Source organism: Candidatus Nanosynbacter sp. HMT-352 (assembly GCF_022819365.1).
Taxonomy (GTDB): Bacteria; Patescibacteriota; Saccharimonadia; order Saccharimonadales; family Saccharimonadaceae; genus Nanosynbacter.
In genome coordinates this window covers 1-16,119 of sequence record NZ_CP089289.1, presented here as the reverse complement: position 1 = coordinate 16,119, position 16,119 = coordinate 1, and the positions used below count along the sequence as shown (strand labels likewise).

The window sequence follows — 16,119 nt, the reverse complement described above, 5'->3', positions numbered from 1 at the left end:
ATGTCGACAAATGGATTATCTATCGCCCGAAACGGCGATGAACTAGAATCGGACGTAATAAGTCGCGACCTAGCTAATGGTTGGGGTGTGGTTATTGCTCTTATGCAAACCACTATAAACAAGCGTTCTGTAAAAATGCTTTAAGACATCTGCAAATATCTCAGAATGCCTACATGCCATCAAAGACCAATAAAACTACATCGCCATCTGCGCCATTAACACCCAACTCTATAAACCTCATCAAATCATCTATCTGCTTAACAATGTCAACCTCTTGTCTCTCTTCCGCTAACTTTCGTATCTCTGGCAATTCATTTTCCATCAGCAGAACATACGGGTAGCCATCTACAGCAGTATGCCCATAAAGATCAATATGCGCAATCACTGGAGATCGCTGCTCAAAATCTTCAGCGCTTTCCGCCAAACTACTGACAAAGTTAAAAATATCCTTTAAATCATTACTTCTTGAGCTGCTCTTAAAATCATCCCGCAGACATTGACTAGAAAGAAATCTAGCCCACATGCCATCGCAATAAGTGTTATTCATAATCATTATTATCTCACCTATTCCGCGTTATTAGAAATGTATAACTGCAAAAACAATAAAAAGACCTCAACTATATTTGTTGAAGTCTTAAAATTCAATTTGGCTCCGGCAGCTGGGCTCGAACCAGCGACCTATTGGTTAACAGCCAACCGCTCTACCACTGAGCTATGCCGGAATATGTCTTGTATTATAGCGAGTTTTTGAATAGTTGTAAAGTTACTGACGGACAATTTCCAATGCTTTTTTTAAAATCTCCACTTCCGAGCGTGATTTTTCGTCATCTTCAGCTTCTCTCTTCTTAATTTCTTTCGCTAAATTCTGCCACCAAACTTCTTTTTTCTCACTACTCAGCGTCAAAGACCTAACTTCGCCGTCCTGCTTCTCCAAAAACCCCGCAGCCACCAAATTATCAACGTGTTTTGCTACCGTCGACACCGATTTATAACCCAAGGCGCGCATAATTTCCCGAAGCGTCGGACTGTAGCCATTGCCCTTTATAAACCCATCGATAAAATCCAACATTATTTTTTGCTTTTTCGTCAGTTTCATATCTAAAGTATACACCATACGCTATACTTAAAATATGGCAAAAAAATATATTAACGACATTCGATTCTGGCTATTGGCTATTATTATTTTTGGCGGCGGCTTCGCCCTGCATCCCAGCGTCGGCTTATCAATTCTGGATTTCCCGTCACTGCGCGTAGGATTATACCAAATCGTTGCCGTAAGCCTATTGTTATTCTCCTTGCCATTACTACTTAAAAAACGCCAAGAATTACTGAAAAACCGATGGCTAATCGGCGGATTTTTGGCAATTTTTATCGCCATCGTCGTCGGCATATTTTTCGCAGAAGCGCGCCTGCGCACCGCGTTATATTCGTTATCGCTATTATTCCTACTCGCCGTCGGATTATCCGCTGGCTTAATTTACGGCGAATTGTCAAAATCAGAAAAACGTAAACTCATCAGAATCGGATTATGGAGCGGACTAGTTTTTGGGATTTTAGCAATCATTCAGCTCGTCGTCGCCACTTTTGAGCCAACAGGATTTGGTACGCTTTGCGCTGGCTGTAAAGCCGACGTTTTTGGATTTCCACGAATCAATTTATTCGCCGCCGAACCGCAATTCTTCGCCAATTCTCTACTTCCAGCATTCTTCATTGCGCTATTTCAATCAAAATCTCGCTTAGCCAAATTTAGCCTATTTTTCACGACTCTTGCCATATCTTTAACATTTTCTCGTGGCGGATTTTTGGCAATTTTTCTAGCCATCACAGCCTTATTGATAATCGCTTTCATAAAACGAATTGACGCATCTTTTATTCGTAAAAAACTTCCAATCATCTTCGCTGGATTACTATTTGGATTCACCTTATTATTCTCGTCAGCCAACATTAGATATGCCAATACGCCTTTCATTGCGCACAATACCTTCGTCAGTATGGTCGATCAATTATCTCTCGGGAAAATTAAGATTCCGCAAAAATCCATCACCAAAAATCTGTCACCAAAACCCGCCGAAAACGTTCCGTCAAGCAACAATTCTTTCCAGCCTGCCGGTTTTGTTGAAGCTTCCGCCAACGACAGACTTAGCGCTAGTGACCTGGCCGTAAAATCCTGGCTATCATCGCCACGAACGTTCTTCTTCGGCGTCGGGCTCGGCAACCTTGGAAATTTCATCCAAAAACACCTTCACGTAAACGTCCCAGCGGACCAAACAGTCTACGTTTTTTATATATTATTACTCAGCGGCTTAGGAATTGTTGGACTATTTACTCTTCTAATCGCCCCATTGACGATTACATTTTTTGCCATAAAAAATATCCGTAAAATTAAAGCTCAATTTATCTTATCTCTAACCATCGCGATGTTTGTGCATTTCTGGTTTTTTGGCAGTTTTATAAATACGATTCATTGTTTTGCTATAATCGGCATATTTTTGTATAATTACCCCAGAGATTATGCGGAAAAAGTCTGATTTTTACTTCAAAATTGCTCTGGTCATTCTTGATATCTTAGCTTTATTAAGTGCATTTACTATTGCCTATATTTTGCGAATTTCCCTAGACCCTAGACCATTCCATATCAGCATTAATGCTATAGATTTTATTACCTCAATTTTTATGACGTTGCCGTTGTGGATCGTGATGTTCTATTTCTTTGGCTTATACGACCGAGAGATTTACACGCACCCATTGCGAAACTTTGGACGAATACTTTTGGCATCAATCACTGGAATTATGATAATGATTTCCGTGACGTTCTTTACCAACACTCCGTTATTCCCAGCCAAGCTTGTCGCGGTTTACGCCACCGGAATTGGCTTCATCTTACTAATGATTTTCCGCAGCGCCGCCAATATTGTTCGCCTGAAGCTATTAAAGCGCGGTTTGGGTGCGCGTCGTGTTGTATTAATTGGCAATTGTGATTTAACTCACGTTCTGGCTGATTTCATAGAAACCAATCCGTTAACTGGTTTTAAGATTAGCGGAATTGTTGCGCAAACCCAGTTCATTCCTATTGAATTAAAAAAGCTTCGACGCTCGTCATTAGAATCGGCGCTCACCATGGATAAAATTGATGTTATCATCCAAACCGACTCAAAAAACGTTAGCGAACATTATCAAATTGCCCAGAAACATTATCTGGATTTTTATCAAGCGCCGGAATTCGACGGAATTATGACCACCAAACACACTATTGATATCATCGACTCCGTGCCGCTAATTCACACTCATCCGACACCGTTAATGGGCTATGGGCGAATTGTTAAGCGAATTATGGATATTATCGGTGGAACAGCTGGGATTATCATCGCCTCGCCAATTATGCTTTTGGTGGCAATTGCCGTAAAAATCAGCGACCCAGCGGGACCGATTTTAATGCACGGTAAACAGCAAAAACGCCTCACTCGTTACAATCGACCGTTTAAGGTCTATAAATTCCGCTCGCATTACGCAAAGTTTGACGGCAAAACCGACGAAGAAGTGTTTCGAATGGTAGGTAAGCCTGAGCTAATTGAAGAATACCGCAAAAACGGCGATAAGCTTGATCATGATTTTCGTGTAACGCCAGTTGGTCGATTTATTCGTCGATTTAGCCTTGATGAATTGCCACAATTATTCAACGTCGTTAGGGGAGATATCAGCCTAGTCGGACCGCGAGCGCTGGTGCCACACGAGTTAAGCGCCTACGACAAAAAACACGTTTTATTAGCGGTCAAATCAGGACTCACTGGACTGGCTGTAGTTTCTGGTCGACGCAGCATCAGCTTTGAAGAACGGCGACGAATTGACTTATATTATGTTCAAAACTGGAGTCTCTGGCTGGACATCACGATTTTATTAAAAACCTGCTTGGTTATTTTCCAGAAAGATAATTAATGAGTAAGCCAAAAATTGCCATAGTTCACGATTGGATTTACGGCGGCGGAGCCGAAAAGGTCGTTTTGGAAATTCACAAATTGTACCCAGATGCACCAATTTACACTTCTTTTTGTAGCGATGAATGGCGAGAAAGGTTAGACAATAAAGTCGTTACTGGCTATTTACAGCGATGGCCGTTTTCAAAAATCCGACGATTATTGCCGCTTCTTCGACAGTGGTGGTTTGCTAAGCTTGATCTTAGCGAATTTGACATTATCATCTCCAGTTCGGGAAATGGTGAGGCAAAATTCGTCCGCAAATCCAGACCAGATCAACTTCATATTTGCTATTGCCACACGCCAACACATTTTTATTGGCGACACTACGACGAATACATCAAACGACCAAGTTTTCGCCCACAATGGCTGGCGCGCCTAGGCTTAAAAACCCTAGTCCGACCACTGAAAAAACGAGATTTTAACGCCGCTCAGCAAGTTGATGTTTTTATCGCCAACTCTACGGGAATTCAGGCTGACATTGAAGAGTTTTATAAACGAAAAAGTACGGTTATTTTTCCGCCAATTGACGTATCGAGCTTTTCGCCGCTTGCTAAAAATCGCAAGCAAACGTCCATCCCAAAAAAACCTCGCTGCCTGATTTGGGGGCGAATTGTGCCAATGAAACGGCTTGACATTGCTATTAAAGCTTGTCAGAAACTTGGCTGGCAATTAGATATTATTGGAAAAGGTCCAGATGTTGATAATCTAAAAAATATCGCCGATAAACATACTAATTTCTTAGGATTTGTCGATAATGCCACACGAGAAAAATATATTAAAAAAGCAGATTTGTTTATTTTTTGTTCACACGAAGATTTTGGAATCGCGCCAGTTGAAGCGTTGGCGTCTGGTATTCCAGTGGTTGCGTATGAAGCTGGCGGCGCGCTTGATTATATAAAACCCGAAAAAAACGGCTGGTTCTTTTCTGAGCAAACAGATTCTTCATTGATAAAAACCTTAGAGAAACTTCCTGGTAAAAAAGTTTCACCAACAAAAATCTCAGCCACAGCCAACGAATTTTCAGCTGCAATTTTTCATAAAGCGATAAAAAATATAGTTGATAAATCATGGAAGGAACATTATCGTGAAAATCGTAATTGACGCCCGAACATTAAGGACTAGTACTGGTCGGTACATCGAACGACTGATTCATTATTTGCAGAAAATTGACAATAAAAACGATTATGTTATTCTGCTCAAGCCAAAAGACTTCGATGGTTGGCAACCAAGCAATTCGCGCTTTAAAAAAGTCATTTGCCCCTATAAAGAATACACTTTCGCCGAGCAAATCGGCTTTAAAAAACAACTTGAAAGTCTCCATCCAGACTTAGTTCATTTTGCGATGGTGCAGCAGCCTGTTTGGTATAATTCCAGCCCAGTTGTTACTACGATGCAAGATTTAACCACTGTGAGGTTTAAGAATCCAGATAAAAATCCTGTCGTTTTCTGGATTAAGCAGCAAATTTATAAATGGGTCAATAAAAAAGTTGCGAAAAAATCTTCGCATATCATCACAATTTCTAACTTCGTAAAAAATGATTTGATTAAATTCACCGGCGTAAACCCAGAGAAAATTACTGTAACTTTGGAGTCTGCAGACGAACTGCCAAAAGGCAACGAACCTGTTGACGAGCTGATTGGTAAAAAATTCATTATGTATATCGGTAGACCAACGCCACATAAAAACCTTCGACGGCTAATTGACGCGTTTGCCTTGTTGCAGGAAAAATATCCAGATTTAACACTGGCTTTGGCAGGTAAAAAAGATAGCAATTATGCTCGCCACGAGACATATGTAAATGAGCACGGAATTAAAAACGTCGTGTTTACCGGCTTTATATCAGATGAGCAATTGCGCTGGATGTATGAAAATACGGCAGTTTATTGCTTCCCTTCACTCAGTGAAGGATTTGGCTTGCCAGGACTAGAGGCAATGTTACACGGCGCGCCAGTCGCTTCGAGCACAGCTACTTGCCTACCGGAAACCCACGGTGATGCTGCTCACTATTTTGATCCTTTCAATGTCGAGGATATAGCAAAATCAATTGACGACATCTTATCTGACAACAAATTACGCAATGAACTAGTTAAAAAAGGCAAGAAACACGTTAAGACATTTTCATGGCAGCGTATGGCCGAGCAAACTTTGGCTGTATATGAAAAATATGGTCGGAAAAGTTGAAGCTAGCTTTCCTGTCCAGTAGCTTGATTAATTCGAGTAGACGAGTCTGCTTTATTTGAGCCGCCAACTCCATAGACCATTTCAATGTTGTACTTTTCGCAAACATCACGCTCTGGAACAACTTCCGGTGCTGATCTATCGCCACCATTTGCAAACACCAATTGACATCCCGGATATTGCCGAGCGATCATCTCTAAGGTTTCAGTAACCGGAGGATTCTCATCAATAGAAAGCATCACCCGATCCACGCCCTTTAATGATCGCATTAAGCGGAGTCGATTTTCTTCATTAAGAATAATTTTTCCTTTTTTTAGCAATTGCTGTTTGTCGTTATTCACCACTACAATCAAATAATCACCCATTTTTGCAGCCGCCTCAATCATATCTAAATGTCCACCGTGCAATGGATTAAAATAGCCGCTAACAATTACAACTTTCATAATATCCTCCTCTATAACTTCTCTATTATACCTGATATACTATACTTATGACAAAGATGCTAGTCACGGGAGGCGCGGGATTCATTGGCTCGAATTTTGTGCATTACACCGTAAAACACAAGCCAGAATATGAAGTCACTGTTATTGACAAATTAACCTACGCCGGAAATCGTGCTAATTTGGAAACTGTAGCTGACCAAATTACATTCGTAGAAGGCGATATTTGTGACGCCGAATTAATAGACAAATTAGTCGCTGAAAATGACATAGTTGTACACTTCGCCGCCGAAAGTCACAATGATAATTCTTTACGTAATCCATGGCCATTTGTTGAAACAAATATAATTGGTACGTATACCATTCTAGAGGCTATTCGAAAACATAATAAGAGATTACATCACATCTCAACTGATGAGGTTTTTGGTGATCTAGAGCTTGATGATCCAAATCGCTTCACAGAGGACACTCCATACAAGCCTTCCAGCCCCTACTCTAGCACTAAAGCTTCCAGCGACATGCTAGTTCGTGCCTGGATTCGTAGTTTTGGTATTAAAGCAACTATCTCAAACTGCTCTAACAATTACGGACCATACCAACATATTGAAAAGTTTATTCCGCGTCAGATTACCAATATTTTAAGTGATATCAAGCCAAAACTTTACGGTACTGGCGAACAAGTACGCGACTGGATTCATGTTGATGATCATAACTCAGCGGTTCATTTAATCCTAGAAAAAGGCGTTCTAGGAGAAACCTACATCATTGGTGCAGATAATGATCACGTTAATAATAAGATGGTGATTGAATTGATTTGTGAACTAATGGGTAAAGGTAAAGATTGGTACGAACATGTCAACGATCGTCCAGGTCATGATATGCGCTACGCAATGGACTCCAGCAAGTTACGCCGCGAGTTAGGATGGCAACCGCAATACACAGATAATAAAACAGGCATGCACGATGGGTTAATGCAAACTATTAACTGGTATCGCGAACACGAAGACTGGTGGCGCGCCCAAAAAGACGCCGTTGAAGCAGCTTATGCAAAACAAGGACAATAATTATGTTTGATCCAACTGATTACAATGAACTTACAGTCACTGAATCGTCAATTCCAGGGTTATTTGTCATTAAATTACCCGTACATGGCGACAATCGCGGCTGGTTTAAAGAGAATTATCAAAAAGAAAAAATGGAAGCCTTAGGCTTACCGTCGTTCGATATCGTACAAAACAATATAAGCTTCAATGACAAAACTGGCGCCACTCGTGGACTTCATGCTGAGCCTTGGAACAAATTTATATCAACTGCTAACGGTCGCGTTTTTGGTGCTTGGTGTGACCTCCGTAAAGGAGATAGCTTCGGCCGAGTTTTCACGCACGAGATTAATCCGGGTACGGCAATTTTCGTCCCTAAAGGCGTAGCTAACGGCTATCAAACACTTGATGATAATGTCGCCTACACATATCTAGTTGACGCTCATTGGTTCCCAGATGCTAAATATACTTTTGTTAATTTATTTGATCCAGAACTAAAAATCAACTGGCCAATTGATAAGGATCAAGCAATTATTTCCGAAAAAGATGCCGCGCATCCACTATTAAGTAATGTAATTCCTATGGAGATTTAATGGATAATAAAGCGGTATTTATTACTGGAGCTAATGGCCAACTAGGACGAGCACTACAGCGTGTTTTTCCCAATGCGACGGCGTTATCGCATCAAGATTTAGACATTACCAATAAAACCGCTGTCGACTCTTTCGATTGGCAACATGGATCGATCATTATAAACGCCGCAGCCTGGACTAACGTTGATGCAGCCGAGAAACCTGAAAACTTTCACCAAGTAGATCTTGTCAATCACCAAGCTGTACGATTTTTAGCAGAAGCAGCGACGAAACACAATCTAACTCTAGTACACGTTTCGTCTGAATATGTTTTTGATGGGTCGCGAATAATTCATTACGAAGACGAACCCTTCTCTCCACTAAATATTTACGGAAAAACCAAAGCTGACGGAGATTTAGCTGCATCTACAACAGCTAGGCATTATGTAGTCCGAACCTCTTGGGTCGTCGGTGAGGGTAAAAACTTCATAAATACTATGAAAGATTTAGCGGTACGCAACATAAAGCCGTCTGTAGTAAGCGATCAAATCGGCAGGTTAACTTTTACCGATACCTTAGCCTGTGGCATTAAGCATCTTTTAGACGCAAATCTACCATATGGAACTTATAATATAACCAACGAAGGTCCGTTTGCTAGTTGGGCTGAAATTGCTAAAATCGTATTTGAAAAATCAGACAAGCCAGCTTCGGATGTGCGATCAATTTCTACAGCCGAATACTTCTCAGATAAACCAGATTCAGCCAAACGTCCTTTAAATAGTATTTTGAATTTAACGAAAATTGAAAAAACTGGATTTACGCCAGAAGATTGGCGAGATAAACTAAGTAAATTATTTAATTAGTTTCTATATGTACCAATATCTCGTACGATAAATCTTATCTTTGTCAATCAACATACCTATTTGCTATACTTATATCAGAAAAGTAGGAGGTTTATGAAAGGAATAATTTTAGCGGGTGGATCGGGTACGCGATTATGGCCAATTACTCAGGCCATAAGCAAGCAATTAATGCCTATTTATGACAAGCCAATGATTTATTATCCGCTTACCACATTAATGCAAGCGGGAATTCGTGACATTCTCGTAATTACCACTCCAGACGATCAAGACGGCTTCAAGAGGCTTCTTGGCAATGGATCACAATGGGGCATAAATCTGGAATACGCTGTTCAACCCACTCCAGATGGTCTGGCGCAAGCTTTTATTATTGGTGAAGATTTTATTGGTGACGATAAAGTAGCTCTAGTGCTGGGAGATAATATATTTTATGGAGAGCGTTTAGATGAGTCTCTGCGGGAATGCACAAATCCCGACGGAGGCACGGTTTTTGCCTACAAAGTATCTGACCCAGAAAGATATGGTGTCGTTGAATTTGATGACCAAAATCAGGCAATATCAATTGAAGAAAAACCAACTTCCCCAAAATCCCACTTCGCAGTTGTCGGCTTATATTTTTACGATAATGACGTAGTAGAGATTGCTAAAAACGTAAAGCCATCAGCTCGAGGGGAATTAGAAATTACATCCATTAATGCAGAATATTTACGTCGCGGTAAATTGCAAGTTCAAACCTTAGATAATGGAGACGTTTGGTTGGATACAGGAACGATTGACAGCTTAACTGATGCATCCGACTTCGTTAGAGTTATCCAAAAACGAACCGGTAGGATTATTGGCAGTCCTGAAAAAATCGCCTTTTACAACGGTTGGATCTCTAAAGATCAGCTAAAAAATCTATCCGAACCACTTGCTAAATCTGGATATGGTAGTTATTTTACAAGATTAATTAATAAATAATATGAAAAAAGTTTGTATTATCATTCCTGCCTACAATGAAGCTCCTGTTATAAAAAATGTTATTAAAAAATCTAAGAGAATATTTTCAGAGGCTAAAAAAGAATATTCTATTGATGTAGTGCTAATTAATGACGGATCCAAAGACGACACTCTTGAGCAAGCTAAAAAAGGCGGCGCAATAGTTATTGATCATATATTGAATTCCGGAGCTGGAGGCGCCACATTAACCGGCCTCGCCTACGCTCGACAAAATAATTATGACATTGCCGCTACTATGGATGCCGACGGTCAACACGACCCAGAAGATGTTTTAGCTGGAATTAAAAAAATCTCCACTTCTAATATAGATCTATTGATTGGTAGTCGACTAATTAACAGTGACGGCATGTCAAAAACAAAAATTTTAGGAAATAAAGGATTAAGCTTCATTACTTATGTTTTATTCGGGACTAACGTTACAGACTCACAATCTGGCCTACGAATCTACTCACGAAAAGCAATCGATAATCTTGACTGGAAATCTACTGGATATGAATTTTGCTCTGAAATGATCTGGCGTGCCAAACAGTCTGGAATGAATATTGCCGAGTACCCAATTAAAGCTATTTACACCGACTATTCTCGCTCCAAAGGACAAAACAACTGGAATGCTATTAATATTGTCAAGCGATTATTTAAACAACGTTTAACGGAGTTATTTGAATGAGATATATCACTCTTGTATTACTTAACGTGCCGATTATCTTAGCGGCTCTCATTAATATAATCACTCAATTTAAACTCCGTAGAGTCAGCGCAACACGCTTCAAACATCAACTGATTATCTGGCTAATTATTATGGTTGTGTTAGTAGGATCGTTTCCACTTTATAATATTTCAATCAATCACCCACCGCTCGACTCATCGGAATTAAGTGTATTTGATATATTACAAACCACAGCAATAATTTTATTATTTTACATAATCAACAATCAGCGTCAACGTATTGATCAAAACGAACGAAGGTTAAGAGATTTACATCAGGAATTGTCCATAAGGTTATCAAATGAAAAATAGAATAGATATAATAATTCCATATTGGGGAGAATTTTCTTTATTAAAACAGGCTGTCGATTCGGTATTAGAACAAACTAGTGACGCATGGCATCTAACTATTCTCGACGATCATTACCCAGATGAGACTGCAAAAAACTATTACAGTAAGATTAACGACAAACGCATCACATATATTAGACACCGTAAAAATATAGGTATTACTAACAATTTTAATTATGCAATTAAACATGTAAGTGCTCCTTTTTGTGTAATTATGGGATGTGACGATAAACTATTGCCCAATTACGTCGAAACCGCATTAAAGAATATTAACGAAGCTGATTTTTACCAGCCTGGTGTACAGGTAATAGACGCCAAAAGTAATACATATCTACCTTTAGTCGATAAAATCAAACGATTATTACATCCTAAAAAAACTTGCGTACTAGCAGGAGAAAAACTCGCTACATCACTTTGTCATGGTAATTGGCTCTATTTTCCGTCTATTGTCTGGAGAACTAGCACACTTAAAAAATACTCATTCGATCCAAGATATAAAATTCTTCAAGATGTCATTATCGAACTAACTATGATAATTGACGGAGCTTCTCTATGTTTCGATTCGACAGAAACATTTCAATATCGTAGATTTGCAGACTCATTATCTAGCAAAGAAAAGAGCAAAAACGGAATCCGATTCAACGAAGAAAAAGAAGTATACAACGATTTCGCCAATAAATTTAAGAGTATCAACTGGAATAAAGCTTCATTCGCCGCAAAAACTCGCATTACGTCACGAGCTCACAGCCTACTGTCAAAGCTTTGATGGAAATATTTTATTTAGCAAACTTACGTTTGACTGCCCAAGCATATAATTTTACAACTATTGCTTGTGATAGTAATTTATAGAGTCGCCAGTTCATATCTTTTTTCGCTTCTGGCATTTTAGCGTTCTTCCATGGAGTCATCTCCAAATACTTGTGCCATAATAAGCCGACTGGATTATCATTTCCTACCTGCCATGGTCGACCTGTTATACCAAATTGAGAATGAACAATCTTTGGAGCATAATAAGCTTCCATAATCTCATTATAACTATAGAAGCTTTCTGACATAAAACCATTAGCTTTAATGTATTTTTTGATATCATAACCATAAAATACAGTAGAAAAATTATATTCAACGCCAACTAGTTTAATTTTATCCTTAAAAAAGACATTACATAGATCTTGGTCAGCCACCTCATAATGATTATGTCGTAAATGTTCGCGCATCTTAGAATCAATTTTGTCTTTTATCCATTTTTTATGATTAACAAGCATAATTCCGCAGTTAAAATATCCGTCAGTAGATTTTAAGCCGATTGCATTCTTATGAGCATTAACCATAGTTGCGTCATACGATAACGCCAAAATATTATCCTCAAAGTCAAGTTCCAAAAGACCGTCAAGAGCGCCACTAATTACCGTATGCGGATTTATATATAAGATTCGATCGGTCTTGATATCAAGCTTAGCGAATGCCAGCATTTTATACCAAGTTATATATAACCCCTTCCAAGCCTTAACGCCTATTTCCTTTAGTTCATCAGGATAGCCAGAAACGTCGACAAAGGTAATTGTAGCGTTTTTATAACTACCAACCATTTCGTTAAATTTATTAATACTACTTTTTTTAAGCTTGTGCCCAAGATAAAAAATATTAATCTGTTTTAAGTGTTTATTATTTTCCAGTAAAGATGCGATAGAAATTGCACTTACTGCCGCATAATTATCATCACTCTGATATAAAACATTTAAAATATCTTTATTCATAATTATTGAATCTCTTATTCATCTAGTGGGAGATGTCTAACATATTCTTTTAACATGTCGGTGTAGTCAACCGGCATAAATCCTGTTTGACGTAATTTCACTAAATCCATATCACTATTAAGTGGGCGTGGAGCAAAACCTGGCTTATCTGCCGCATATTCTTCCGTGGAAACCGGATGCACACGATTACGATCATATCCAGCATATTCGAATACATCAGCAGCAATCTCGTACCATGATTTTACTGGACCATCATTAGTCACATTATATGATCCGTACGCCACTTTATTGTCTAAGAAATATTTAGTAGCCCTAGCAATTTCTGAGGCGAAAGTTAACCGTCCAAATTGATCATCAACAACCTTTGGATTAATACGCATGTCTGCCAGTTTTTTCATGGTTTTTGGTATATTATGACCATCACCGACTACCCAAGATACTCGCATAATATAATGCTTTGGCACTAAACTGACTACTAAATCGCCGGCAGCTTTGCTTTGTCCGTAAACCAATAGCGGCGCAACAATTTCATCATCTTTGTGATTCTTTTTTCTCCCATCCCAAACATAGTCAGAAGAATAATGAACGATAGTTTTATTCTTCTCAATCGCAATTTTGGCTAAATTCCGTGGACCATAAGCATTAGCTAGCCAAGTTTTAGCTCTTAATTCCGAAGTCTCTGAACCATCAGAATTAACCAATGCTGCCGCATTTAAAATAACATCATATTTAGACCAATCAAACGCATTTACCTGTGCTTCATCAGATATGTCCAACTCTTTATGAGTTAGAGCCTTAGCATCTGGGAAAATTGCACATAAAGCCTTACCTAATTGTCCGCCCGCTCCTAAAATTATATATTTTTTACTCATACCTCACCTTATCCTCACTAAGCATTATAACATTTTTTAGAGACCTCTTGTATATAAACAAAAGAATGATTGCTTGTAAAAAACTAATTATCATAAAAACTAGCACGCTACCCAACATAGCCAGTCTATCAATTAAATAGACAGACAGTATCACAGCCAAAATATTCGTAACTAGTAGAGTATAAAATTGACCCTTAAATCGACGTAGAATTATCAATAAATTAACATAAATTGACACAAAAGCGTTCGCTACGGCGCCAATAACCATAATAGTTAAATCTATACGAAAGTTATTTATATCAATACCAAAAACAGTATTAAGAGCCCAAACTCCGATTAAATAACTCGAAACAACAAATAAAATTCCCAATGTAAACGTTATAAAATCTATCTTACTAACAATCTTAGTAAACTCATTTATTTTTTTCTTTTTCAATAATTCAGATAAATTTACAACATTAGGCTGAAGAACGAATGATATAAATAGAGTTAATAAAGTGATCGGCATCGCCATTATTCCAAAATACCCAATTTGGTCATAATGATATTTATCCAAAAAATAACGAGGTATATTCAAAGAAAACATCGTTAAAAAAACTACAACGAACACCTCTGCGGTTTTTTTCATAATTTTTCCAGCTTGTATAATATTTTTCTTAGTTAAGCCAACACTTTCTACATGTTTCATCCATGGAATATCGTAAAAAATAACCACTGCTATATTTACTATAAATATAGATAAAGCGCCATAAATAATGTTTTTGGTCAAAATATCAACCAGAGTAAAGAGCATGAAGCCGAAAACAGATTTCATGGTTAGAGAAATTCCCACTATATACAATTTATTATGAATCTGTAATACCCCATACATCGAGTCAGCAATTGACTCCAGAATCTTAAATGATACCAAGACCATTATTAATTCTGTTTTTATAAGATCGTATCCACTTAATATGCAAAAACTTATGGAAAAAACCGCCACAATTAATGATGATATAAAGCGCACTACAATATAATCACCACTAGAAAACTCTTTTTTAACATCGGATACTTGATATGTTCGACCACCCCATAAAGATATAGCCCAAAATACCACCGAAAGAGACATTGCAAAAGAAAATAACCCGGAATCACCAACTCCGTTAAGACGCGTAATAACAATCAGAAGAATTGGAGAAATTGCACTCTGTAAAAATGACCCTATCGAGTTCCATATATAATCCTTCTTTTGAGCCTGCATATATTTAATAGTATAACAAGTTTGATCAATATATTATTCTAATTTATAATCTGCTTAGCATATGAAAAAATATTGGTCCTATTTCTTATCATTTATTAAAAAGCCTGAGAATGTTTTTATATCGTTGTCATTGTTCTTTGGAGTATTATCTGCAATTACAGTGCCTTTATTGTCGGTTGCAGATGAGGGCCATCACTACATGCGCTCCTACACATTATCTCAAGGAAGAATCGAGTCAGGGAAATCCTGTTCTCTACCTAAAGATATTTTATTAAAAGTGAAGGAAGCAGAAGCTAACAATTTTATAACTAGCTATAAAAAACTTATCAATAAAAACGACACAGAAATACATAAATGCAGTAGTGCTACTGGTTATCCGCCAATTATGCACTTACCTCAAGCTATCGGCATCGGTATAGCAAATACTATACACAGATCATTGGGAATAACGATTCTATTCGGAAGATTATTTAATTTAATATTTTATTCTATCGCTCTGTATTTCATTATCAAATGGGTACGTGTTGGTAAATGGGCATTCGTGGCAACTGGATTATTTCCACTAATGATACACTTGTCAGCTTCTCTCTCAGGAGATTGTATGGCAAATATAGCAATTTTCACCACTGTAGCTACTCTATTAAACTTATTCAGCCAGAAACATCCAATGACACGCCGCCAACAATTACTTATTGTTTTCATATTCTGCTTCTCAATACTCACTAAGTCAGTTTCCATACTTTTGCTCTTCCCTTTAATATTCCTACCAAAACACCTATTTTCTCCTAATAAAAATAAGAAGATTCCTTTTAATATTCAGAAGTGGCGTCTAATTATATTCGCCTCAATATTAGCAGGACTATGTTTAATGCTATGGTTCCAAATATACACTCAACCTCTGCTTACTACTGGTGCAGCCCACAACCCTCTGCATAGTAATCCATTGAAGTTTATTGCTATATTGTTTAATACGTATATTAATCCGCGACTACCAGTATCTGACGATATTATCAGAGGAATAATCGGTGCATTTTCTGCTTTTAAATATGGGCTTCCTCTTTTCGTCTTAATACCCTCATTTTCCCTCCTCTTCCTTTCTCTCCTTCACTACAATAAGAAAGACCAGGAGCTAT

At 38.2% G+C, this 16,119-nt stretch carries 15 protein-coding genes, 1 tRNA gene and 2 pseudogenes; 11 read left to right on the top strand and 7 right to left on the bottom strand.

The window, feature by feature from the left end; genetic code table 11:
* On the top strand, positions 1-144 hold the full coding sequence (locus LRM49_RS00095) for a hypothetical protein (protein ID WP_243777876.1): 144 nt from the start codon (positions 1-3) through the stop codon (positions 142-144).
* A gap of 25 nt (positions 145-169) precedes the next feature.
* Here LRM49_RS00095 and LRM49_RS00090 read toward each other — a convergent pair whose 3' ends face one another.
* The 3 genes from LRM49_RS00090 to LRM49_RS00080 all read right to left on the bottom strand — a co-directional run bounded on the left by LRM49_RS00090 (position 170) and on the right by LRM49_RS00080 (position 1,096).
* Positions 170-523 (bottom strand): hypothetical protein, encoded by a 354-nt coding sequence (locus LRM49_RS00090; protein ID WP_243777875.1) that lies wholly within the window; start codon positions 521-523, stop codon positions 170-172.
* A gap of 124 nt (positions 524-647) precedes the next feature.
* Positions 648-722, bottom strand: a tRNA-Asn gene (locus LRM49_RS00085).
* A 41-nt stretch (positions 723-763) separates the two neighbouring features.
* The gene (locus LRM49_RS00080) at positions 764-1,096 is read right to left on the bottom strand and encodes a LexA family protein (RefSeq protein WP_146424139.1); all 333 of its coding nucleotides are present in this window, start codon (positions 1,094-1,096) and stop codon (positions 764-766) included.
* Between the two features lie 34 nt (positions 1,097-1,130).
* On the opposite strand from LRM49_RS00080, the gene LRM49_RS00075 reads away from it, so the two are divergent.
* The 4 genes from LRM49_RS00075 to LRM49_RS00060 are packed head-to-tail and all read left to right on the top strand — an operon-like array spanning position 1,131 to position 6,156.
* Entirely contained in the window at positions 1,131-2,528 is a 1,398-nt protein-coding gene (locus LRM49_RS00075; RefSeq protein ID WP_243777874.1) for an O-antigen ligase family protein, read from the top strand.
* A complete protein-coding gene (locus tag LRM49_RS00070) occupies positions 2,512-3,933 on the top strand; it encodes a sugar transferase (protein WP_243777873.1) in 1,422 nt (473 codons plus the stop codon). The genes LRM49_RS00075 and LRM49_RS00070 overlap by 17 nt, the downstream gene beginning before the upstream one ends.
* Complete coding sequence (locus LRM49_RS00065) at positions 3,933-5,075, top strand: glycosyltransferase (protein ID WP_243777872.1); 1,143 nt, start codon at positions 3,933-3,935, stop codon at positions 5,073-5,075. The genes LRM49_RS00070 and LRM49_RS00065 overlap by 1 nt, the downstream gene beginning before the upstream one ends.
* Positions 5,059-6,156, top strand: a complete 1,098-nt coding sequence (locus LRM49_RS00060; RefSeq protein ID WP_243777871.1) for a glycosyltransferase family 4 protein — start codon at positions 5,059-5,061, stop codon at positions 6,154-6,156. The genes LRM49_RS00065 and LRM49_RS00060 overlap by 17 nt, the downstream gene beginning before the upstream one ends.
* A gap of 2 nt (positions 6,157-6,158) precedes the next feature.
* Here LRM49_RS00060 and LRM49_RS00055 read toward each other — a convergent pair whose 3' ends face one another.
* Positions 6,159-6,596 (bottom strand): adenylyltransferase/cytidyltransferase family protein, encoded by a 438-nt coding sequence (locus LRM49_RS00055; protein ID WP_243777870.1) that lies wholly within the window; start codon positions 6,594-6,596, stop codon positions 6,159-6,161.
* Between the two features lie 47 nt (positions 6,597-6,643).
* Between LRM49_RS00055 and rfbB the strand changes: the two genes are divergently transcribed.
* From rfbB to LRM49_RS00025, 5 genes and pseudogenes are all read left to right on the top strand, one after another.
* Entirely contained in the window at positions 6,644-7,657 is a 1,014-nt protein-coding gene (rfbB, locus tag LRM49_RS00050; protein WP_243777869.1) for a dTDP-glucose 4,6-dehydratase, read from the top strand.
* Between the two features lie 2 nt (positions 7,658-7,659).
* Positions 7,660-9,068 (top strand): annotated as a pseudogene (locus LRM49_RS03890) (sugar nucleotide-binding protein).
* A gap of 93 nt (positions 9,069-9,161) precedes the next feature.
* The gene (rfbA, locus tag LRM49_RS00035) at positions 9,162-10,025 is read left to right on the top strand and encodes a glucose-1-phosphate thymidylyltransferase RfbA (protein ID WP_129631894.1); all 864 of its coding nucleotides are present in this window, start codon (positions 9,162-9,164) and stop codon (positions 10,023-10,025) included.
* Between the two features lies 1 nt (position 10,026).
* Complete coding sequence (locus tag LRM49_RS00030) at positions 10,027-10,731, top strand: glycosyltransferase family 2 protein (protein ID WP_243777866.1); 705 nt, start codon at positions 10,027-10,029, stop codon at positions 10,729-10,731.
* 339 nt (positions 10,732-11,070) lie between these two features.
* Positions 11,071-11,886, top strand: coding sequence for a glycosyltransferase family 2 protein (locus LRM49_RS00025; RefSeq protein ID WP_243777865.1), 816 nt, complete (start codon positions 11,071-11,073; stop codon positions 11,884-11,886).
* A 10-nt stretch (positions 11,887-11,896) separates the two neighbouring features.
* Here LRM49_RS00025 and LRM49_RS00020 read toward each other — a convergent pair whose 3' ends face one another.
* From LRM49_RS00020 to LRM49_RS00010, 3 genes are read right to left on the bottom strand one after another with little or no spacing between them, the layout of a single operon-like run.
* Positions 11,897-12,874 (bottom strand): glycosyltransferase family 8 protein, encoded by a 978-nt coding sequence (locus tag LRM49_RS00020; RefSeq protein WP_243777864.1) that lies wholly within the window; start codon positions 12,872-12,874, stop codon positions 11,897-11,899.
* A 14-nt stretch (positions 12,875-12,888) separates the two neighbouring features.
* A complete protein-coding gene (locus tag LRM49_RS00015) occupies positions 12,889-13,746 on the bottom strand; it encodes an SDR family oxidoreductase (protein WP_243777863.1) in 858 nt (285 codons plus the stop codon).
* Positions 13,739-14,986 carry a lipopolysaccharide biosynthesis protein gene (locus tag LRM49_RS00010; protein ID WP_243777862.1) on the bottom strand — a complete coding sequence of 416 codons (1,248 nt, stop codon included), beginning with the start codon at positions 14,984-14,986 and terminating at the stop codon, positions 13,739-13,741. Before LRM49_RS00010 ends, LRM49_RS00015 begins: the two co-directional genes overlap by 8 nt.
* Positions 14,987-15,047: 61 nt before the next feature.
* On the opposite strand from LRM49_RS00010, the pseudogene LRM49_RS00005 reads away from it, so the two are divergent.
* A pseudogene (locus LRM49_RS00005) lies at positions 15,048-15,899 on the top strand (DUF2142 domain-containing protein); the annotation flags it as partial.
* Positions 15,900-16,119 lie beyond the last annotated feature (220 nt).